This is a genomic window from Streptomyces lichenis (assembly GCF_023218175.1).
Classification (GTDB): Bacteria; Actinomycetota; Actinomycetes; order Streptomycetales; family Streptomycetaceae; genus Streptomyces; species Streptomyces lichenis.
The window spans coordinates 92,335-112,371 of record NZ_JALPTH010000020.1 but is presented as its reverse complement, the minus strand read 5'-3'; the positions used below and the strand labels follow the sequence as shown (position 1 = coordinate 112,371).

Sequence of the window (20,037 nt, the reverse complement as noted above, 5' to 3'; positions counted from 1 at the left end):
CGGCGGCCCGGCTCCAGCCGGGTGACCCGCTGTCCCCCGACGCGGACTCCGGTGACGACCAGACCACCGCGACCATCGCCCACGTGGGCATCCACCTGGGCGAGGACCCGGCCGGCAGGCGGCGGTTCCTCTCCAGCCGCAGGACTGCCAACGGACCGACCTGTCCGACCTGGGCGGCGCCTCCGTGCTGGACGGCGCCGGTACGTACGCCAAGAAGCTGCACACGGTCCGACGCGGAGGGACGCGGAGGGACGGACGCGGGGGCGGGTGGAGACCCGGGCCGGGCCGGGCGCACGCCTCCGGCTCGGCCCGGGTGGTCTCAGGCGGCCGCCGGCAGCGGCTCGTCCCGGTGGGCCGGCAGCGGTACGCCCAGATCGCGCAGGACCGCGTCGGCCGCGCGGCGCCCCGAGGCGTACGCCCCCTGCGCCCCCGCCGCGCCCCGGTGGTCGCCGCACACATACAGCCCCGACAGCAGCCGCACCGGCCGGTCCGGGTCATGCGGCGCCGCCGTCTCCGGGACGGCCTCCGCGTCGTGGTGCACGCCCAGCAACTGCCAGTCGGCCGTGGACACCCCGTACATCCCGGCCAGCTGGCGGCGCACCCGCTCGTCCAGCCGGTCCGGCAGCGGACCCGGCACCATGGAGCCGATCAGCACCCGGCCGTGCGGTGCCCGCGACGGGTCCACCTCACTCAGCACCGCCGACCAGGCCACCGGACCCGGCCGGTCCGCGTCCAGCACCAGCGACGCCCCCACCGGCGGGGCCTGCGGCGCGGTGTGGTGCAGCACCGTCAGCGGGCGGAACCGCGGCACCCGCAGCCCCGGCAGCAGCTCCGCCGCGGCCCGCGCCCCGGTCGCCACCACCAGCGCCCGGCAGGCCAGCTCCCCGTGACCGGCCGTCACCACCCGGTTGGTGGACGCCTCCTTCACGCGTACGCCGGTGCGCACCGTGCCCGGCGGCAGCGCCGCCACCAGCCGCTCGGGCAGCGCCCCCGCGCCGCCCTCCGGCACACAGAGCCGGCCGCGCGCGTAGTCGCGCAGCGCCAGGTCCGCGCACCGGCTGGACGTCGACAGCTCCGGGTCGCCCAGCAGCGCGGCCAGCAGCGGGCGTACGAACCGGTGCGCCGTACGGGCCGACAGCCCGCGCCCCGCCAGCGCCTCCAGCGCCGACCGCTCGGGCCGGGCCGCCAGCCGGTCGTCCGGCGTCTGGGCCAGCCGGGCCAGGGCCGCGCCCAGCCGGGCCTGGTCCAGGCCGCGCGGCACCTCGGCCAGTGCCCGCGCCCGGGTCAGCGCCGAGGCGGGCGGCACCCCTGGGCCGCCCGCCCGGTGCAGCCGGCCGTCGGACCGGACCAGCACCCCCGGCTGGAACAGCCGCAGCGCGGTGCCCGCGAGCACCTCCTGCGCACTGCTCAGCGGCAGCCCCGGGCGGTCCAGCAGGAAGCCGTCCACCTCCTCGGTGGCCATCCGCCCGCCGGCCCGCGGCGCGGCCTCCAGCACCCGGACGCTCACCCCCGCCCCGACCAGCCGGCGGGCCGCGGTCAGCCCCGCGATCCCGGCTCCGACGATGACGACATCCGCGGTGTCTGGCGTACTGAACACGTGTCCCTCCCCGGGGTGGCGGCTCGGTGCGTGGGGGGCTCATGCCCGGAAGCGGGCGCCGGAATACGGGAGTTCGGTGACCGAGCGTACGAGCGCCGCCCACAGCCCAGGCCCGCGCGCGTACCGGAGCACCGGAGCAAGGCGGGGTCGCACACCCGCGCGACCGTGTCACACCGACGCGCCGGCTGGTCCAGGAGCGGTGCGCCGGTGCGCCCTCCCGTCGGGTGCCTGAGGCCGGGGGAGTGGGGCGGGGGGCCAAGAGGCCTCGGGCCGGGGGGTGAGGCCGGATGGGCCCGGCGGGGCCTGAAGAGGCCCGGCCATGCGGCGGCCACCCATTCACCGGCCATTCACCGGCGAACCACCCGGGGCACCGCCCCGGCGGGGGGCCACCCACTCACCGGCGGACCGCCCAGGGCACAGCCCCGGCGGGCCAGGCCTCAGACCACCGAGGCGATGGCCTCGTCCACGGTCGGGAAGGCGAAGCGGAAACCGGACTCCAGCAGCCGGCCCGGGAGCACCCGCTGGCTGCCCAGCACGTCCTCCGCGAAGTCGCCGAGGGCCAGCTTCAGGGCCGCGGCGGGTACCGGGAAGGGGGTGGGGCGGCGCAGGACCCGGCCCATCGCGGCGCTGACCTCGCGGTTGGTGACCGGCTCCGGGGCGGTGAGGTTGACCGGGCCGGTCAGCGACTCGGTGTCCAGGATGTGCCGGAGCGCGGCGATCTCGTCGTGCAGGGCGATGAAGCTCCAGAACTGCTCACCCGAGCCCAGCCGGCCCCCCAGACCCGCCTTGAAGATCGGGAAAAGCCGCCCCCACGCCCCGCCCTTCCGGCTCACCACCAGACCGGTGCGGGCGTGGGCGACCCGGATGCCCGCCTCCGAGGCGGGCGCCGCCGCGGCCTCCCACTCCACGCAGACCGACGGCAGGAACCCGCGCCCCGCCGGGGCCGACTCGTCCACCGGGCGGTCGCCGGTGTCCCCGTAGTAGCCGATCGCGCTGCCGCACAGCAGCACCCGCGGCGGGGTGTCCAGCCGGGTGACCGCCTCCGCGATCGCCGTGGTGCCCAGCACCCGGCTGTCGCGGATCTCCTTCTTGTACGCCGCGGTCCAGCGGCGGTCGCCGACGCCGGCACCCGCGAGGTGGACCACCGCCTCGCAGCCGGCCAGCCCGGCGGTGTCCACGTGGTTCCGCTTCGGATCCCACGCGCACTCGTCGCCGGACCGGGCGGGGCGGCGTACCAGCCGCACCACCTCATGCCCGTCGGCGCGCAGGGAACGGACCAGGGCCGCGCCGATCAGCCCGGAGGCGCCGGTGACCGCGATACGGGAGCGATGTGCCATGAGGCCCATCCTGCCCCCATGGCACAGTGACGCACATGACGACCCCGGACTCCGCCCGCCCGGGCCACCCACCCGGCACAGCCCCGACACCCCCGACGCCTCCGGTGCCTCGGATACGGCGGGCGCGGGCGGAGGACGCCGAGGAGCTGAGCCGGCTGGACCGCGCCGTCTGGTCGCCCCTGCACGCGGTGCAACCCGAGCCCCATGCGCCGTACGCCCCCTTCTTCGACTCCGCCCACCGCCCGGCCGACTACCTGGTGGCGGAGAACGCGGACGGGACCCGCATCGCCGGGTACATCCGGCTGGTGCCGCCCACCGCCCTGCCCTGCAACGCCCATGTCCGCCAGATCCAGGGCCTCGCGGTGGCCGACTGGGCGCGGCGGCGTGGACTGGCCCGGGCGCTGCTGCGGGCCGCCTGCGACGAGGCCCGGCGGCAGGGGGCGACCCGGATCACCCTGCGGGTGCTGGGCCACAACACGCCCGCCCGCAGCCTGTACGCCTCCGAGGGCTTCGCCGTGGAGGGCGTGCTGCCGGGGGAGTTCCACCTGCGCGGTGTCGCCGTGGACGACGTCTGCATGGGGAGACGGCTGGACGGGCCGGAGCCTGTCTGAAGTCGTGCCGGGCGGCGCTCAGCCGCCGAAGCGCTCCCACAGCCGGGGGTAGCGCTCGGCCAGCGCCGAGGTGTCCGCCAGGTCGAAGGAGACGCCCTCCGGCTCCGGCGGCTGCGGGGCGATGCCCAGGTCGGGGGTGTCCGCGCCGGTGAGCTGCTCGTACGCCTCGTCGGCCGCGTACCCCAGCTCCTCCCCGTCCCCGTCGATCTCCTCGTCGAAGCCGTCCAGCAGCTCCGCCAGCGAGTCCGGCTCGTGCACTCCGCCCTCGAACACCTCCCGGCCCTGCCCGATCAGCCAGCAGCGGAAGTAGTCGAAGGCGTCGTCACCCGCACCGCCCAGCAGCACGGCCGCCGCGCCCCGCAGCTCCCAGGTGTACGCCCGGTTGTAGCGGGCCTCGAAGTGGCGGGCGAAGTCCAGCACGGAGTCCGGGTCGAGCTCCAGCAGCCGTTCCACCAGCAGCTCGGCATGGTCCTCGGGGTCGCCCTCGGCGGCCTCGCGGGTGGTGTCGACGATCTCCCAGAACTCCGTCTCGTCCATCACGGCACCAAGCATCGGGGTTGCGGCCCGCGCGTGCACCCGGAGTCGCCGAAACGGCGGCACCACTTCCACCGTTCGGCAACCCGTCGACACCCCTTCCGCGATCCCGTCCGCAATACCGGACAGCGGATGTCGGGTATCGGTGCGAGCGTCGAGCCCATGACGACCGACAAGAACACACCGCTCGCCGGCACCATCGCCCTCGTCGCGGGCGCCACCCGGGGCGCCGGGCGCGCCATCGCCGTCCAGCTCGGGGCCGCCGGGGCCACCGTCTACGCGACCGGCCGCACCACCCGCGACCGGGTCAGCGAGGTCGGACGGCCCGGCGAGACCGTCGAGGAGACCGCCGAACTGGTCACCGCCGCCGGCGGCGAGGGCATCGCCGTCCCCACCGACCATCTGGAGCCCGAGCAGGTCCGCGCCCTGGTGGACCGGATCGACCGGGAGCGCGGCCGGCTGGACGTCCTGGTGAACAGCCTCTGGGGCGGTGACCGGCTGCTGGAGTTCGGGGTGAGGATGTGGGACACCGACCTCGACGCCGGGCTGCGCATGCTGGACCTCGGCATCCGCAGCCACGCCATCACCAGCAGCGTCGCTCTGCCGCTGATGCTGCGCCATCCGGGCGGTCTGCTGGTCGAGATGACCGACGGCACCGCCGAGTACAACGCCCGCTTCCGGGAGAACTTCTACTACGACCTGGCGAAGAACTCCCCGATCCGGATGGCGTTCGCCCTCTCGGAGGAGCTGAAGGGCACCGGCACCACCGCGGTGGCGCTCACCCCCGGCTTCCTCCGCTCGGAGGCGATGCTGGACCACTTCGGCGTACGGGAGGAGAACTGGCGCGACGGCATCGCCCAGGAGCCCACCTTCGCCATCGCCGAGTCGCCGGTGCTGGTCGGCCGGGCGGTCGCCGCGCTCGCCGCCGACCCGGAGCGCGGGCGCTGGAGCGGCCGCTCGCTGTCCAGCGGGCAGCTCGCCCGGGAGTACGGCTTCACCGACGCCGACGGCTCCCAGCCGGACGCCTGGGGCTACCTCCTCGCCCTGGACGAGGCCACCGGCGAGGCCGCGGACGACGGCAAGCGGCCCGCCGCCGAGGACTACCGCTAGCAAGGGACCCCAGGGCCTACGAGGACCCGTAGAGGGCGCCCATCCCCGCCGCCGCCTCGGCGAACCGGGCCCGCAGCGCGGGCGGGCCCAGCACCTCCGCCTCCGGGCCGAGGGTGAGCAGCTGCGCGTACGCCACCTCCGCCGACTCCACCCGCAACCGGACCTCCACCCGGCCGTCCGGACCGGGCTCCCCGGCCGCCGCCAGCGCCTCCTCGGCGGCGGCCCGGTCGGTGACATGGGGCAGGGCCCGCGCCCCGGCCGGGGTCAGCCGCACCACCACCTCGTCCCGGAGGATGGAGCGGGCGAACGCGGCGGCCCGCTCCGCCCAGAACGCCGGCAGGTCGAAGCCCTCCTCCCGGGTGAACCGCTCCCCGTCCCGCTCCACCTCCACGCGGGTGAACCGGTCCACCCGGTACACCCGCACCGAGGAGGCCGACGCGACCGGGGCCTGCGCCCGGGCGCACAGGTACCAGACCCCCGCCTTCAGCACCAGGCCGTACGGCTCCAGCCGGCGGCCGACCTCCGTACCCCCGGCCCGCCGGTAGCGGACCTCCACCCGCCGGTCGCCCCAGACCGCCTCCGCCAGCACCGGCAGCAGCTCCGGTGTCTCGGGCTCCTGGTACCAGCCGGGCGCGTCCAGATGGAACCGCTGGGCGGCGGCCTCCGGGGCGTCCCGCAGCGAGGGCAGCAGCGCCGCCGACACCTTCAGCCGGGCCGCCGAGGCCGCGTCGTCCAGCCCCATGGTCCGCAGCGCACCCGGCACCCCGGACAGGAACAGCGCCTCCGCCTCGCCGCGGGCCAGCCCGGTCAGCCGGGTGCGGTAACCGCCCAGCAACCGGTACCCGCCGCCCCGCCCCCGGTCCGCGTACACCGGCACACCCGCCTCGGACAGCGCCTGCGCGTCCCGGGTGACGGTCCGCTCCGACACCTCCAGCTCCCGGGCCAGCTCGGCGGCGGTCATGGTCGGACGGGACTGGAGCAGAAGCACCATCTTGATCAGCCGGGCGGCACGCATGGCCCCATCATCCGCCGTGCGCGGTCAGTCCAGGGTCTGGACCAGCTCCCGCCGCTCTGCGGTGAGCACCACCCGGCCGCGCGCCCCGTTCACCAGCGGAAGGTACGGCGGCACGTGACCGCACTCGACGTCCGCGACCAGCGGCACCCCCAGCGGCCCCAGCGCGTCCAGCACGGCCTCGTGCCGGCTCAGCGAGGGCCGGTCGGGAGCGGAGGTCCGGCCCACCAGGACGGCGTTCGCCGCGTCGAAGAAGCCGGCCAGCCGCATCCCGTGCAGCGCCCGGCAGATGGTGAACGGGTCGTCCTCGGCGGCCTCCACGTACACCAGCAGTCCCTCGGGCGCATGGGCGCGGGCGAACGCCGGCACATCGCCGTAGGGCGTACCGGCCACATGGCAGAGCGTCTCGATACAGCCGCCGATCAACCGGCCCTCGACGTCCACGTCACCGCTGCCGCCGTCCAACCGGGTCCAGCAGCCGGCCGCGTCCAGGGTGAGGTCCCGCACCCCCGGGTCGGCGGCGTAGTCGTCCCAGCCGGTCGAGCGGTACCGGCCCGGCGGGGTCTGGGCGAACCGGGCACCGGCCGGCAGCGCGGCGATGTCCAGCCAGGACAGCAGCCCCTCCGGCACCCGGTAGGGGGTGTCCATCAGGTTGTTGCCGTGCAGGGTGGCGACACCGGTGAGCAGGGTCAGCGGTGTCATCAGGGTCGAGAGGTCGGAGAAGCCGACCAGCCAGGTGGGCTCCGCCGCCCTGATCCGGTCCCAGTCGAGCAGCGGCAGCAGATCGATGGCGGTCTCCCCGCCCCACGGCGGTACGACGGCCCGCACCGACGGGTCGGTGAGCAGCGCCGTCAGCTCGGCGGCCCGCGCCTGCGCCGGGGCGCTCAGATGCCCCGTACCGTCCATGCAGCGGCCGGTCACCACCTCATACCCCCGCGCCTCCACCGCCGCGACGGCGACCGCCAGCCGCTCGCGCAGCGGCGCGGGGACGCCGCTGGACGGGGAGGTGACGGCGACGCGGTCGCCCGGGCGCAGCGGCGGCGGGTACATGATCGGCGGCATGACCGGAGTCTGGCACGGGCCCCCGCCTCGACACCCGTCGTTTTCCGCCGGACGACGGGAGCGGGGCCCCGGACCTGCCGGAACCCCGCACCACCGTCAACCGCACGCCATCAGCTCACCTTCACAGGCCGTAGCGCTCCCGGGCGTCCTTGACCACCGAGGCCGGGACCTCGCCGCGGCGGGCGAGCTGGGCCAGGGCGGCGACGACGACCGACTCGGCGTCCACGCCGAAGTGGCGGCGGGCCGCCTCGCGGGTGTCGGAGAGGCCGAAGCCGTCGGCGCCGAGCGAGGACCAGTCCTGCTCCACCCACTGGGCGATCTGGTCCGGGACCTGGCGCATGTAGTCGCTGACCGCGAGCACCGGGCCGGGTGCGTCGGCCAGTGCCTGGCGTACGTAGGGCACCCGCTCCTCACCGCGCAGCAGCGCCGCGTCGGCGTCCAGGGCGTCCCGCCGCAGCTCCGACCAGGAGGTCGCGGACCACACGTCGGCGGTCACGCTCCACTCGGCGGCCAGCAGCTCCTGGGCCTTGAGCGCCCAGTGGATGGCGGTGCCGGAGGAGAGCAGCTGGATGCGCGGGGCGTCCGCGGCGGCCGGCTCGCCCTCCTTGAAGCGGTACAGGCCCTTGATGATGCCCTCGTCCACGCCCTGCGGCTTGGCCGGCTGCGGCATCGGCTCGTTGTAGACGGTCAGGTAGTAGAAGACGTTCCGGTCCTCGTCCGGCGCGGCCTCGCCGTACATCCGGCGCAGGCCCTCCTTGACGATCACCGCGACCTCGTAGGCGAACGCCGGGTCGTAGGTCAGCGCCGCCGGGTTGGTGGCGGCGATCACCGGGGAGTGGCCGTCGGCGTGCTGGAGGCCCTCACCGGTCAGCGTGGTGCGGCCGGCGGTGGCGCCGACCAGGAAGCCGCGGCCGAGCTGGTCGCCGAGCTGCCACATCTGGTCGGCCGTGCGCTGCCAGCCGAACATCGAGTAGAAGATGTAGAACGGGATCATCGGCTCGCCGTGCGTCGCGTACGCGGTGGACGCGGCGATGAAGTCGGCCATCGAGCCGGCCTCGGTGATGCCCTCGTTGAGGATCTGGCCGTCCTTGGCCTCGCGGTAGTACATCAGCTGGTCGCGGTCGACCGGCTCGTACGTCTGGCCCTTGGGCGAGTAGATGCCCAGCGAGGGGAACAGCGACTCCATGCCGAAGGTGCGGGCCTCGTCGGGGACGATCGGCACCCAGCGCTTCCCGGTCTGCTTGTCCCGGATCAGGTCCTTCATCAGCCGGACGAAGGCCATCGTGGTCGCCACCGACTGGGAGCCGGAGCCCTTGTCGAAGGCGGCGAAGGCCTTGTCCGCGGCGGCCGGCAGCGGGGCCACCGGGTGCACCCGGCGGGCCGGGGCGGGGCCGCCGAGCGCGGCGCGGCGCTCCTGGAGGTAGCGGACCTCGGGGGAGTCGGCGCCGGGGTGGCCGTAGGGCACCTGGCCGTCCTCGAACGCCGCGTCGGCGATCGGCAGGCCCAGCAGGTCCCGCATCCGCCGGAACTCGTCCACCGTCAGCTTCTTCATCTGGTGGTTGGCGTTCTTGGAGGCGAAGCCCTCGCCGAGGGTGAAGCCCTTCACCGTCTGGGCCAGGATCACCGTCGGCGCGCCCTTGTGGGCGAGGGCCGCCTTGTACGCGGCGTACACCTTGCGGGACTCGTGGCCGCCGCGGGAGGTGTGGAAGCACTCCAGGATCTTGTCGTCGCTCAGCAGCTTCGCCAGCTCGACGAGGGCCGGCTCCCTGCCGAAGAAGTCCTCGCGGATGTAGGCGGCGTCCCGGGTCTGGTACGTCTGGATCTGGGCGTCCGGCACCTCACGGAGGCGGCGGACCAGGGCGCCGGTGGTGTCCAGCTGGAACAGCTCGTCCCAGGCGGTGCCCCAGAGCGACTTCACGACGTTCCAGCCGGCGCCGCGGAACTGGGCCTCCAGCTCCTGCACGATCTTGAAGTTGGCGCGGACCGGGCCGTCCAGGCGCTGGAGGTTGCAGTTGATGACGAAGGTCAGGTTGTCCAGACCCTCGCGGGCGGCCAGCGCCAGGGCGGCGGTCGACTCCGGCTCGTCCATCTCGCCGTCGCCCAGGAACGCCCACACGTGCGAGGCGGAGACGTCCTTGATGGAGCGGTTGGTCAGATAGCGGTTGAACCGCGCCTGGTAGATCGCCGAGAGCGGTCCGAGGCCCATCGACACCGTGGGGAACTCCCACAGCCAGGGCAGTCGGCGCGGGTGCGGGTAGGACGGCAGGCCGTTGCCCGCGGACTCCTGGCGGAAGTTGTCCAGGTGGGCTGCGGTGAGCCGGCCGTCCAGGAAGGCGCGGGCGTAGACGCCGGGGGAGGCGTGCCCCTGGATGAACAGCTGGTCGCCGCTCCCGTCACCCTCCTTGCCGCGGAAGAAGTGGTTGAAGCCGGTCTCGTAGAGCCAGGCCGCCGAGGCGAAGGTGGCGATGTGGCCGCCGACCCCGTACTTGGCACCCCGGGTCACCATGGCCGCCGCGTTCCAGCGGTTCCAGGCGGTGATACGGGCTTCCAGCTCCTCGTCCCCGTCGAAGCCGTAGCCGGCCTCGGCGGCGGTCGGGATGGTGTTGACGTAGTCCGTCTCCAGCAGCTTCGGCAGCGCGAGACCGGCGCCCTCGGCGCGTTCCAGGGTGCGGCGCATCAGATACGCGGCGCGGTGCGGCCCGGCCGCCTTGGCCACGGCGTCCAGGGACGCCTGCCACTCGGCGGTCTCCTCGGGGTCGCGGTCCGGCAGCTGGTCGAGCTCGCTCGGCTGGATGCGGGTGGGGTCGGTCATAGTCGCCGCCTTCCGGAGTCGAAGGGGTGGAGCCCTTGGTCTTGGCAGGACAGGGCGAGAGACCTCTGTTGAAGTCCGCGGATGACTGTACGACTGTGATCGATGATCGATCAAAGGGTTGCCCCAAAATTGTGCCTCCAGGGCCAAAGTCGGCATCGGGTGCCAGGGAAAAGGGCACTCGGTGCCTGGTTTTCGCAGGTCGGAGCCCCTGCCTCCGCTGAGAAGGCGACACGGAAGAGCGCCCGGCCCCGCCGATGAGCGGGACCGGGCGCGAGCGGTACGGCAGTCGACTCAGGCGCGCGGGGCGCACCCCAGCACATGCGCCTTGACCAGCGCGCCGATGGCCGGATCCCGACGGCGGAACGCCTCCACCAGCTCCTGGTGCTCCTCCGCGTACGACTTCTGCACGGTGCCCAGCCAGCGGATCGACAGCGCGGTGAACACCTCGATGCCCAGCCCCTCCCAGGTGTGCAGCAGCACCCCGTTGTGCGCCGCCCGCACCAGTTCCCGGTGGAAGGCCACCGTGTGCCGCACCTGCGCCGTACCGTCGGCCACCGCGTCCGCCTGGTACAGCGCCGCCACATGCGGCTCCAGCGCCGAGCAGTCCTCGGCCAGCCGCTCCGCCGCCAGCTCGGCCGCGATCTGCTCCAGACCGGCCCGCACCGGATAGCTCTCCTCGAGGTCGGCCGCGGTCAGGCTGCGCACCCGGACGCCCTTGTTCGGCGCCGACTCGATCAGCCGCAGGCTCTCCAGCTCCCGCAGCGCCTCGCGTACGGGGGTCTGGCTCACCGCCAGCTCGGTGGCGATCCGGCGCTCCACGATCCGCTCGCCCGGCTTCCACCGGCCGCTGACGATGCCCTCCACGATGTGCTCGCGGATCTGCTCGCGCAGCGAGTGGACGACGGGCGCGGTCATAGGGGGGCTCCTGAGGATGGGCGCTTGCGGGCCGACCTCTAGACAATACGGCGGCGCCCCCGTCCGGAGGTGGTCCGGGCGGGGGCGCCGCTGGTGAGCTTGCCGACAGAGGGGGCCGTCAGGGGCGCACGCCCCTCACCAGCCCCTTCCGCCGCGCGGGCCTCACAGACCCAGGTCGACCTCGAACTCGCCGGCCTCCAGGATCGCCTTGACGGCCGTCAGGTAGCGGGCCGCGTCGGCGCCGTCCACCAGGCGGTGGTCGTAGGAGAGCGACAGGTACGTCATGTCGCGGGCGCCGATCACGGTGCCCTCGGCGGTCTCGATGACCGCCGGGCGCTTCACCGTGGCGCCGATGCCCAGGATGGCGACCTGGTTCGGCGGAACGATGACCGTGTCGAACAGCGCGCCGCGCGAACCGGTGTTGCTGATGGTGAAGGTCGCGCCGGACAGCTCGTCCGGGGTGATCTTGTTGCCGCGCACCTTGCCGGCCAGGTCGGCCGTCGCCTTCGAGATGCCCGCGATGTTCAGGTCGCCGGCGTTCTTGATGACCGGGGTCATCAGGCCCTTCTCGGAGTCCACGGCGATGCCGATGTTCTCCGAGTCGAAGTACGTGACGGTGCCCTCGTCCTCGTTGATCCGGGCGTTGATGACCGGGTGGGCCTTCAGCGCCTGGGCCGCCGCCTTCACGAAGAACGGCATCGGGGACAGCTTGACGCCCTCACGGGCGGCGAACGCGTCCTTCGCCCGGCCGCGCAGCTTCATCAGCTTGGTGATGTCCACCTCGACGACCGTGGTGAGCTGCGCCTGCGAATGCAGGGCCTTCATCATGTTGTCGCCGATGACCTTGCGCATCCGGGTCATCTTGACCGTCTGCCCGCGCAGCGGCGAGGTCTCCAGCTTCGGCGCCTTGGCCGCGGGGGCGGCGGGGGCCGCCTGCGCGGCCGGAGCCGGGGCGGGGGCCTTGGCGGCCTCCGCGGCGGCGATCACGTCCTGCTTGCGGATGCGGCCACCGACACCGGTGCCCTTCACCGAGGACAGGTCCACGTCGTTCTCCGCGGCCAGCTTGCGGACCAGCGGGGTGACGTAGGCGCCGTCCTCCGCGGGCTCCTTGGCGGAGGGCTGGGCGGGGGCGGGCTGAGCCGGGGCCGGCGCGGGAGCCGGGGCCTCCTGCTTGGCCGGCGCGGGAGCCGGAGCCTCCTGCTGGGGAGCCTCCTGCTGGGGGGCTTCCTGCTTCGGAGCCTCCTGGGCCGGGGCGGCGGGCGCCTCCTGCTTCGGCTCCTGCTTCGGAGCCTCCTGCTTCGGAGCCTCCTCCTTCGGCGCTTCCTGCTTGGGGGCCTCCTGCTTGGGGGCGGCACCCGGAGCGCCGATCACGGCCAGCTTGGCGCCGACCTCGGCGGTCTCGTCCTCGCCGACCACGATCTCCAGCAGCACACCCGCGGTGGGCGCCGGGATCTCGGTGTCGACCTTGTCCGTCGACACCTCCAGCAGCGGCTCGTCCTCCGCGACCTCCTCGCCGACCTCCTTCAGCCAGCGGGTGACGGTGCCCTCGGTGACCGACTCGCCCAGCGCGGGCAGCACCACGTCGGTGCCCTCCGCGCCGCCACCGCCGGAGGCGGCCTCGGCGGTCGGGGCCGGGGCGGGCGCCTCGGACTCGGTGGACGGGGCGGCCTGCGGGGCCTCCTGCGCGGGAGCCTGCTGCGGCTCCTCCTGCGCGGGGGCCTCCTGGGCCGGAGCGGACTCGGCGGCGCCGCCGCCGGAGCCGTCGTCGATGACCGCCAGCTCGGCGCCGACCTCGACGGTCTCGTCCTCGGCGACCTTGATGGAGGACAGTACGCCCGACGCGGGCGCGGGGATCTCGGTGTCGACCTTGTCCGTCGACACCTCCAGCAGCGGCTCGTCGGCCTCTACGCGCTCACCCTCGGCCTTCAGCCAGCGGGTGACGGTGCCCTCGGTGACGCTCTCGCCGAGCGCCGGCAGGGTTACGGAAACCGGCATGGTTTCGGTTGCTCCTTACGAAATCTTGCGGAAAGTGGTCGTCGCGCCCGAGGGGCACCCCTTGAGGAGTGCCCCGGGCCCCGAGGGTCAGTCGTGCGAGTGCAGCGGCTTGCCGGCCAGCGCCAGGTGGGCCTCGCCCAGCGCCTCGTTCTGCGTCGGGTGGGCGTGGATCAGCTGCGCGACCTCGGCCGGCAGCGCCTCCCAGTTGTAGATCAGCTGCGCCTCGCCGACCTGCTCGCCCATGCGGTCACCGACCATGTGGACGCCGACCACGGCCCCGTCCTTCACCTGGACCAGCTTGATCTCACCCGCGGTCTTCAGGATCTTGCTCTTGCCGTTGCCGGCGAGGTTGTACTTCAGGGCGACGACCTTGTCCGCGCCGTAGACCTCCTTGGCCTTCGCCTCGGTGATGCCCACGGAGGCGACCTCCGGGTGGCAGTACGTCACCCGCGGCACGCCGTCGTAGTCGATCGGCACCGTCTTCAGACCGGCCAGCCGCTCCGCCACCAGGATGCCCTCGGCGAAGCCCACGTGCGCGAGCTGCAGCGTAGGCACCAGGTCACCCACGGCTGAAATCGTCGGCACATTGGTGCGCATGTACTCGTCCACCAGGACGTAGCCGCGGTCCATCGCGACGCCCTGCTCCTCGTAACCCAGCCCCTGCGAGACCGGGCCGCGGCCGATGGCGACCAGCAGCACCTCGGCCTCGAAGGTCTTGCCGTCCGCGAGGGTCACCTTCACACCGCTGTCGGTGTACTCGGCGCTCTGGAAGAAGGTGCCCAGGTTGAACTTGATGCCGCGCTTGCGGAAGGCGCGCTCAAGAAGCTTGGAGCTGTTCTCGTCCTCGACCGGCACGAGGTGCTTCAGGCCCTCGATGACCGTGACCTCGGTGCCGAACGACTTCCACGCCGAGGCGAACTCGACGCCGATCACGCCGCCGCCCAGGATGATCGCGGACTCCGGCACGCGGTCCAGGGTCAGGGCGTGGTCGGAGGAGATGATCCGGTTGCCGTCGATCTCCAGGCCCGGCAGGGACTTCGGGACCGAACCGGTGGCCAGCAGCACATGGCGGCCCTCGACCCGCTGCCCGCCCACGTCCACGGAGGTCGGCGAGGACAGCCGGCCCTCACCCTCGATGTACGTCACCTTGCGGGAGGCGACCAGCCCCTGCAGGCCCTTGTACAGGCCGGCGATCACGTCGTCCTTGTACTTGTGGACGCCCTTGATGTCGATGCCCTCGAAAGCGGCCTTCACGCCGAACTGCTCGGCCTCACGCGCCTGGTCCGCGATCTCACCGGCGTGCAGCAGGGCCTTGGTGGGGATGCAGCCGTTGTGCAGGCAGGTGCCGCCCAGCTTGTTCTTCTCGATCAGTGCGACGTCCAGGCCCAGCTGCGCACCCCGCAGGGCCGCGGCGTACCCGCCACTGCCACCGCCGAGGATCACTAGGTCGAAAACGGTGCTGGCGTCGTTCGCCACGTCACGTCCTCCATGCATGAGCGCCGGTCGCCGGGGCCCCGTATCCGCGGGGGATGACCGGCCGGTCGGCTGGTGTTCGGCCGCTAGTTCTTCGGCCCTGTGGTGGGGGCCCTGTCCTGCCGAGAACCCATCTTCGCATAGCCCCGAAATCCGTCTCTGGCGGTGTGCGGGTGGCCCACCGTGGCTGTCGCCACGGTGGGCGGCTGTCGCCGCCGCTGACCGGGTCCGCCCGGTGGCCTCGCTGACGCGGGTAGCTCTGTTTCGGACCCGTCCGGCGGCCTTTCGCACGCCCGGTGGGTGTGCACCCGCCCGGTGGGTGGGGGGCGGGGCACTCCGGGCTCACGTGCTCGCCGCTCGTGCTTGCACGTCAGACGGTCAAGCGAGCCGTTCGACTTACACTCGTCGGCTGCGCGCGCGACCCTGCGTACCCCACCCACTGTCCGGAGGGCGAGTGCACCCCCGGTGGCACGACCCCCGGCCGATGGCCGGGACACAGACCGGGCGGCGCTACGGGCCCGAGGCCCGATTGGCGCCGTACCGGTGTGTACGGGCCGGGCGAGACCGTCCCATCCGCCGGGCAGTGGCGTCCGATCGGTGCGGGCCCTCGGCCCGGGGATCGTCGGCCACCGCGAAGGCGGCAGTCGTCCCACCGGGCGGGCCGCAGCCCCAGGCGGCGGCACGGGGCTGGGCGGGTGGGTCGGTGTGCGAGGTGGTCCGGACCGAAGTGCGACGTGCCGTATCACCCGCCGGGCGGTGACGTCCGGCCGATGTGGGCCCTTGGCCCGGAAGACTGGCCGCCGCCGTGGAGGGGCAGTCGTCCTATCGGGCGGGCGGGGTCCCTACGCCGGTCCGGCGGGGTCCGGACGAGGCGGTCCGGGCCCTCGGCCGGGTAGTGCGCAACGACCGGGAAACGGCGGTGCGCCACCGACCGGGTGGGGCCCTCGGCCCGGAGGTGATTAGCCACGGCGAAACGGGCAGTGCAGCGCCGGTCGGGTGGAAGCCGTCGGCCGGGAGGTCATCGGCCACGGCGAAACGGGGCAGTGCGTCGGCCCAGAGGTCATCAGCCACGGCGATGGGGTCAGTGCGCCGCCGGTCGGGTGGGGGTACGCAGGGTCGCGCGCGCAGCCGCCGAGCGTAATGAGGCGGTGCGCTTGACCGTCGAACGGTGAGCGCGAGCGGCGAGCACGTGAGCCCGGAGTGCCCACGCCCCCACCCACCGCAGAGCGGACCCGACCACCGGGCCTGCGAAAGGCCACCGGACCGGGACCAAGCACAGACCCACCCGCGTCAGCGCACCCACCGGGCGGTGGCCCGGACACCGGCGGCGCGAGCTGCCCAGGTCAGCGGGGCCACCGGGCAGCAGCCCCGCCCGGGCACCGGCGGCGCCAGCCGCCCCCGTGGCCGACGCGCCGGCCCAGGCCGGGCCGGGCCGGACGCCGGAGGGGCGCGGGTTCATAGGACCCGCGCCCCTTGACCTCAACGCCGGGTGCCTAGCCCAGCTCGCCGGCTGCCGTGCGCTCCGCCAGGCGGACCAGGGTCCGGACCGAGGAGCCCGTGCCGCCCTTGGGGGTGTAGCCGTAGGGCGCGCCCTCGTGGAAGGCGGGGCCCGCGATGTCGAGGTGGGCCCAGGTGATGCCCTCGCCGACGAACTCCTTCAGGAAGAGCCCGGCCACCAGGCCGCCGCCCATCCGCTCGCCCATGTTGGCGATGTCGGCGGTGGAGGAGTCCATGCCCTTGCGCAGGTCGGCCGGGAGCGGCATCGGCCAGGACGCCTCGCCGACCTCCTCGGCGATCTCGTGGATCGCGGCGCGGAAGGCGTCGTCGTTGGCCATGATGCCGAAGGTCCGGTTGCCCAGGGCGAGGACCATCGCGCCGGTGAGGGTGGCGACGTCCACGATCGCGTCCGGGGCCTCCTCCGAGGCGCGGGTGATCGCGTCGGCGAGGACGAGCCGGCCCTCGGCGTCGGTGTTGAGGACCTCGACGGTCTTGCCGCTGTACATGCGCAGCACGTCACCGGGGCGGGTCGCGGTGCCGGAGGGCATGTTCTCGGCGAGGGCGAGCCAGCCGGTGACGTTGACCTCCAGGCCGAGCCGCGCCGCCGCGACGACCGCCGCGAAGACCGCCGCCGCGCCGCTCATGTCGCACTTCATGGTCTCGTTGTGGCCGGCCGGCTTGAGCGAGATGCCGCCCGAGTCGTAGGTGATGCCCTTGCCGATGAGGGCCAGGTGCTTGGCCGCCTTGGAGGAGGTGTAGGAGATTTTCACCAGGCGGGGCGGGTTCGCCGAGCCCGCGCCGACGCCGAGGATGCCGCCGTAGCCGCCCTTGGTGAGCGCCTTCTCGTCCAGGACCTGGACCTTGAGGCCGTGCTCCTTGCCCGCGGCGGTGGCGATCGCGGCGAAGGCCTCGGGGGTGAGGTCGTTGGGCGGGGTGTTGATCAGGTCCCGGGCCCGGTTGATCTCCTCGGTGAGGGCGATCGCGCGCTCGGCCGCGGCCTTGGAGGACTTGTCGCGGGGCTTCGCGCCGAGCAGGGCGACCTCGCCGAGGGGGCCCTTGGCGTCCTTGCCGCGGTCCTGGTACGTCGTGAAGGCGTACGCGCCGAGCAGCGCGCCCTCGGCGACGGTCTGCACGTCGTCCGGGCCGGTGAGCGGCAGGGCGAAGCCGGCCTTCTTGACGCCGGTCAGGGCGCGCGCGGCGTTGCCGGCGGCGCGGCGCAGCTTCTCCGGGTCGAACTGCTCGTCCTTCTCGGGGGCCGGGCCGAGGCCCACGGCGAGGACGACGGGGGCCTTCAGGCCGGCGGGGGAGGGGACCTTGGTGGTCTCGCCCTCGGCGCCGGTGGCGCCCAGCGTGGCGAGGACGTCGGCGAGCTTCCCGTCGAAGGCACTGTCCACGGCGTCGGCGCCGGGTGCGAGGAGCAGCTCCTTCCCGCCCTGCGGGCTCTTGGCCACGCCGACGACGAGAGCGTCGGCGCGCAGGGTCGCCGCGCCGGCGGTGCTGAGAGTGAGAGCAGTCACGGTGGTGATTTCTCGCTTCCGTTGAGTTGACTGAGGGCGGTCGAGGGATGGGCCGACCGGGCCAGCCGCATCGTATGCGGGGGTGGTGCGGCTCCTCGGGGCGGCCCCTGAGCGCCGGGGACGAGCCTACGCGCGGTGCGGCTTTCGCTCACAGGGGCGGCAGTTCACCCGTCAGGGGCCCGTGCGCGGTGTGTGCCTGCTCAACCAATGAGAGCTGCGTCACACTCCCTGGAATCACCGGGGGAGCGCACGTCCCCCTTTGCATCATCTCCACAGATCCTCCTCGCGCTCCTCCGCGCCCGGAGGGCGTGACGAGGGGGGAATGACCCATGCAGTCAAGGGGACTTCGGTTCCAGGGCGGGCGCCCGGGCGCGAGACGCGGCGGACGCTCAGTTGGCATACGCGCCGGCCGGGCGGCGGGCGCGCTGCTGGCGGCGGCGCTGCTGGCCGGTGCCGTGCCGGCGGGTCCGGCCGTCGCCGCCGCCCCCGCACCGCGCGTCGACCTCACCGTGCTGGTGGTGGACGACGGCGGCGGCGCGGTGGGCGCCATCGCCGCGGAGCTCAAGAGCACCGGCGTGCCGTACCGGACGGTGAAGCTCGGCGAGCAGGGCCGGCCCACCATCACGGCGGCGTTCCTCGCCGACACCGTGGACGGGCGGCCGCGCGCCAGGTTCCAGGGCGTGGTGCTGCCGAGCGAGGCGCCCGGCGGGCTCAGCGCCGCGGAGCAGGCGGCGCTCACCGCGTACCAGAAGACCTACGCCGTCCCGCAGGTGGACGCCTACACCTGGTCGCACCCGGGCGTCGGGCTCGACTACACCAGTGACGGCGGCTTCTCCGGGGTGCTGGACGGGGTGCGCACCGATGTCACCGCGGCCGGGAAGGCGGGGCCGTTCCGCTACCTCGACGGGCCGGTGGTCTTCGAGGACAACGCGCCCCAGATCGCCGAGAGCTACGGCTACGCGGGGCGGCCCCGCGAGGGCTACACCAGCTATCTGGACCTGCCGGTGGACGGCGGCGGCCGGGCCAGCCTGATCGGCGAGTACGCCAGGGACGGACGTCGCGAACTGGTCGTCACCTTCGCCTACAACCAGTACCAGCGGCAGTTCCGGGTGCTGGCCCGCGGCATCGTGGAGTGGCTGACCCAGGGCGTGCACCTGGGCCGCAGCCGCAACTACTTCTCGGTGCACGTGGACGACGTCTTCGCGCCGGACGCCCGCTGGGACACCGAGCGCAACTGCACCCCCGGGGACATCGACTGCGCCGGCGGCCCGGGCGAGGAGGAGGTCCCGGAGATCCGGATGACCGCCGAGGACGCCCGGTACGCGGCGGCCTGGCAGAGCTCCAGCGGCTTCACCCTGGACATGGTCTACAACGCCGGCTCCGGCGAGCTGTGGAAGACCGAGCACGGCGGCACCGACGCGCTCACCGCCCAGCTCCTCGCCGACCGGGCCCGCTACCGCTGGATCAACCACACCTACACCCATCCGTTCCTGGGCTGCGTCCAGGACGTCACCGTGGTCCCCTGGCGGTGCGCCACCAACGCCAACGGCACCACCCAGTACGTGACCCGCGCCGAGATCTCCGCCCAGATCCGCGACAACCACAACTGGGCCGTGGGCAAGGGCATCTCGGTGGACCGCGGCGAGCTGGTCACCGGTGAGCACTCGGGGCTGAAGATCCTGCCGCAGCAGCCGGCCGACAACCCCAACCTCGCCGGGGCGCTCGCCGACAACGGGGTGAAGTGGATCGCCTCGGACAACTCCCGCGACTCCGCCCAGCGGGCCGTCGGCAACGCCAGGACGGTACCCAGGCACCCGATGAACGTCTACTACAACGTGGGCACCGCCGCCGAGATGGCCGACGAGTACAACTGGATCTACACCTCGCGCGCCGACGGCGGCAGCGGGATCTGCGAGGACAACCCGGCCACCTCCACCTGCCTAGACGAGCCGCTGGACCCGGCCACCGGCTACGCGGCGTACATCGTCCCGCAGGAGGCCCGGATCGCCCTGGGCCATGTCGTCGCCAACGACCCGCGCCCGCACTACGTCCACCAGTCCAACCTGGCCGAGGAGCGGCTGCTCTACCCGGTCCTGGACCAGGTGCTGGCCGACTACCGCGCGCTCTACGCGGACAACACCCCGCTGGTCAACCCGCGGCAGAGCGAGGTGGGCACCGAGTTCTCCCGCCGCGCCGCCTGGGACAAGGCGCTCGCCGAGGGCAAGGTGACCGCCTACCGCATCGGCGACACCGTCACCGTCAAGGCGCCCAGCGGAGTCGTGGCCCCGGTCACCGCGCCCGAGGGCACCCGCAAGCGGGCCCTGCTCGGCAGCTCGGTGTTCGGCACCGCGTACGCCGGGACGCGCTCCGACTGGACCTCGCCCGACCTGCTCCAGTCCGCGGTCACCCTGACGCTGCCCGCCGGCGCCTGACCGAGAAGGACCCCCGGGCTCCGGTACGGCGCCACCACCGCCGTACCGGAGCCCCGCGCCGCCAAGGACACCCGCACCACCCGCACGACGCCGCCGCCCTGCTGCTCGTCCTCCCCGGCTGCGCCCTGCCCGG

The 20,037-nt window shown here is 73.8% G+C and carries 13 protein-coding genes; 3 read left to right on the top strand and 10 right to left on the bottom strand.

Annotation, left to right across the window (positions count from 1 at the left end):
* Positions 1-319: 319 nt before the first annotated feature.
* Both M1O15_RS20595 and M1O15_RS20590 read right to left on the bottom strand, forming a co-directional pair.
* Positions 320-1,597: an NAD(P)/FAD-dependent oxidoreductase gene (locus M1O15_RS20595; RefSeq protein WP_248635561.1), complete on the bottom strand. Its 1,278-nt coding sequence runs from the start codon at positions 1,595-1,597 to the stop codon at positions 320-322.
* A 437-nt stretch (positions 1,598-2,034) separates the two neighbouring features.
* Positions 2,035-2,943: a TIGR01777 family oxidoreductase gene (locus tag M1O15_RS20590; RefSeq protein WP_372499518.1), complete on the bottom strand. Its 909-nt coding sequence runs from the start codon at positions 2,941-2,943 to the stop codon at positions 2,035-2,037.
* Positions 2,944-2,969: 26 nt separating this feature from the next.
* Between M1O15_RS20590 and M1O15_RS20585 the strand changes: the two genes are divergently transcribed.
* Entirely contained in the window at positions 2,970-3,545 is a 576-nt protein-coding gene (locus tag M1O15_RS20585; protein ID WP_248635559.1) for a GNAT family N-acetyltransferase, read from the top strand.
* Between the two features lie 18 nt (positions 3,546-3,563).
* Here the strand turns inward: M1O15_RS20585 and M1O15_RS20580 are convergent, their stop codons facing one another.
* Complete coding sequence (locus tag M1O15_RS20580) at positions 3,564-4,082, bottom strand: DUF4240 domain-containing protein (protein ID WP_248635593.1); 519 nt, start codon at positions 4,080-4,082, stop codon at positions 3,564-3,566.
* Between the two features lie 159 nt (positions 4,083-4,241).
* Here M1O15_RS20580 and M1O15_RS20575 point away from each other — a divergent pair, with 159 nt between their 5' ends.
* Positions 4,242-5,189, top strand: coding sequence for an SDR family oxidoreductase (locus M1O15_RS20575; RefSeq protein ID WP_248635558.1), 948 nt, complete (start codon positions 4,242-4,244; stop codon positions 5,187-5,189).
* A gap of 16 nt (positions 5,190-5,205) precedes the next feature.
* Here M1O15_RS20575 and M1O15_RS20570 read toward each other — a convergent pair whose 3' ends face one another.
* From M1O15_RS20570 to M1O15_RS20540, 7 genes are all read right to left on the bottom strand, one after another.
* Positions 5,206-6,204 (bottom strand): helix-turn-helix transcriptional regulator, encoded by a 999-nt coding sequence (locus M1O15_RS20570; protein ID WP_248635557.1) that lies wholly within the window; start codon positions 6,202-6,204, stop codon positions 5,206-5,208.
* A 24-nt stretch (positions 6,205-6,228) separates the two neighbouring features.
* On the bottom strand, positions 6,229-7,263 hold the full coding sequence (locus tag M1O15_RS20565) for a S66 family peptidase (RefSeq protein ID WP_248635556.1): 1,035 nt from the start codon (positions 7,261-7,263) through the stop codon (positions 6,229-6,231).
* Between the two features lie 121 nt (positions 7,264-7,384).
* Positions 7,385-10,075 (bottom strand): pyruvate dehydrogenase (acetyl-transferring), homodimeric type, encoded by a 2,691-nt coding sequence (gene aceE, locus M1O15_RS20560; protein WP_248635555.1) that lies wholly within the window; start codon positions 10,073-10,075, stop codon positions 7,385-7,387.
* Positions 10,076-10,366: 291 nt separating this feature from the next.
* Positions 10,367-10,990, bottom strand: coding sequence for a GntR family transcriptional regulator (locus M1O15_RS20555; RefSeq protein WP_248635553.1), 624 nt, complete (start codon positions 10,988-10,990; stop codon positions 10,367-10,369).
* 162 nt (positions 10,991-11,152) lie between these two features.
* Complete coding sequence (gene sucB / locus M1O15_RS20550; RefSeq protein ID WP_248635551.1) at positions 11,153-12,985, bottom strand: 2-oxoglutarate dehydrogenase, E2 component, dihydrolipoamide succinyltransferase; 1,833 nt, start codon at positions 12,983-12,985, stop codon at positions 11,153-11,155.
* An 87-nt stretch (positions 12,986-13,072) separates the two neighbouring features.
* Positions 13,073-14,461, bottom strand: coding sequence for a dihydrolipoyl dehydrogenase (lpdA, locus tag M1O15_RS20545; protein WP_248635549.1), 1,389 nt, complete (start codon positions 14,459-14,461; stop codon positions 13,073-13,075).
* 1,490 nt (positions 14,462-15,951) lie between these two features.
* Positions 15,952-17,472 carry a leucyl aminopeptidase gene (locus tag M1O15_RS20540; RefSeq protein ID WP_248635548.1) on the bottom strand — a complete coding sequence of 507 codons (1,521 nt, stop codon included), beginning with the start codon at positions 17,470-17,472 and terminating at the stop codon, positions 15,952-15,954.
* 329 nt (positions 17,473-17,801) lie between these two features.
* Between M1O15_RS20540 and M1O15_RS20535 the strand changes: the two genes are divergently transcribed.
* On the top strand, positions 17,802-19,904 hold the full coding sequence (locus tag M1O15_RS20535; RefSeq protein ID WP_248635546.1) for a hypothetical protein: 2,103 nt from the start codon (positions 17,802-17,804) through the stop codon (positions 19,902-19,904).
* Positions 19,905-20,037: the final 133 nt, after the last annotated feature.

Bases quoted from the DNA above. Each gene is read 5' to 3' on its own strand.
- M1O15_RS20590 (WP_372499518.1), bottom strand. From the start codon at position 2,943: ATGGGCCTCATGGCACATCGCTCCCGTATCGCGGTCACCGGCGCCTCC.
- M1O15_RS20585 (WP_248635559.1), top strand. From the start codon at position 2,970: ATGACGACCCCGGACTCCGCCCGCCCGGGCCACCCACCCGGCACAGCC.
- M1O15_RS20580 (WP_248635593.1), bottom strand. From the start codon at position 4,082: ATGGACGAGACGGAGTTCTGGGAGATCGTCGACACCACCCGCGAGGCC.
- M1O15_RS20575 (WP_248635558.1), top strand. From the start codon at position 4,242: ATGACGACCGACAAGAACACACCGCTCGCCGGCACCATCGCCCTCGTC.
- M1O15_RS20570 (WP_248635557.1), bottom strand. From the start codon at position 6,204: ATGCGTGCCGCCCGGCTGATCAAGATGGTGCTTCTGCTCCAGTCCCGT.
- M1O15_RS20565 (WP_248635556.1), bottom strand. From the start codon at position 7,263: ATGCCGCCGATCATGTACCCGCCGCCGCTGCGCCCGGGCGACCGCGTC.
- aceE (WP_248635555.1), bottom strand. From the start codon at position 10,075: ATGACCGACCCCACCCGCATCCAGCCGAGCGAGCTCGACCAGCTGCCG.
- M1O15_RS20555 (WP_248635553.1), bottom strand. From the start codon at position 10,990: ATGACCGCGCCCGTCGTCCACTCGCTGCGCGAGCAGATCCGCGAGCAC.
- sucB (WP_248635551.1), bottom strand. From the start codon at position 12,985: ATGCCGGTTTCCGTAACCCTGCCGGCGCTCGGCGAGAGCGTCACCGAG.
- M1O15_RS20535 (WP_248635546.1), top strand. From the start codon at position 17,802: ATGCAGTCAAGGGGACTTCGGTTCCAGGGCGGGCGCCCGGGCGCGAGA.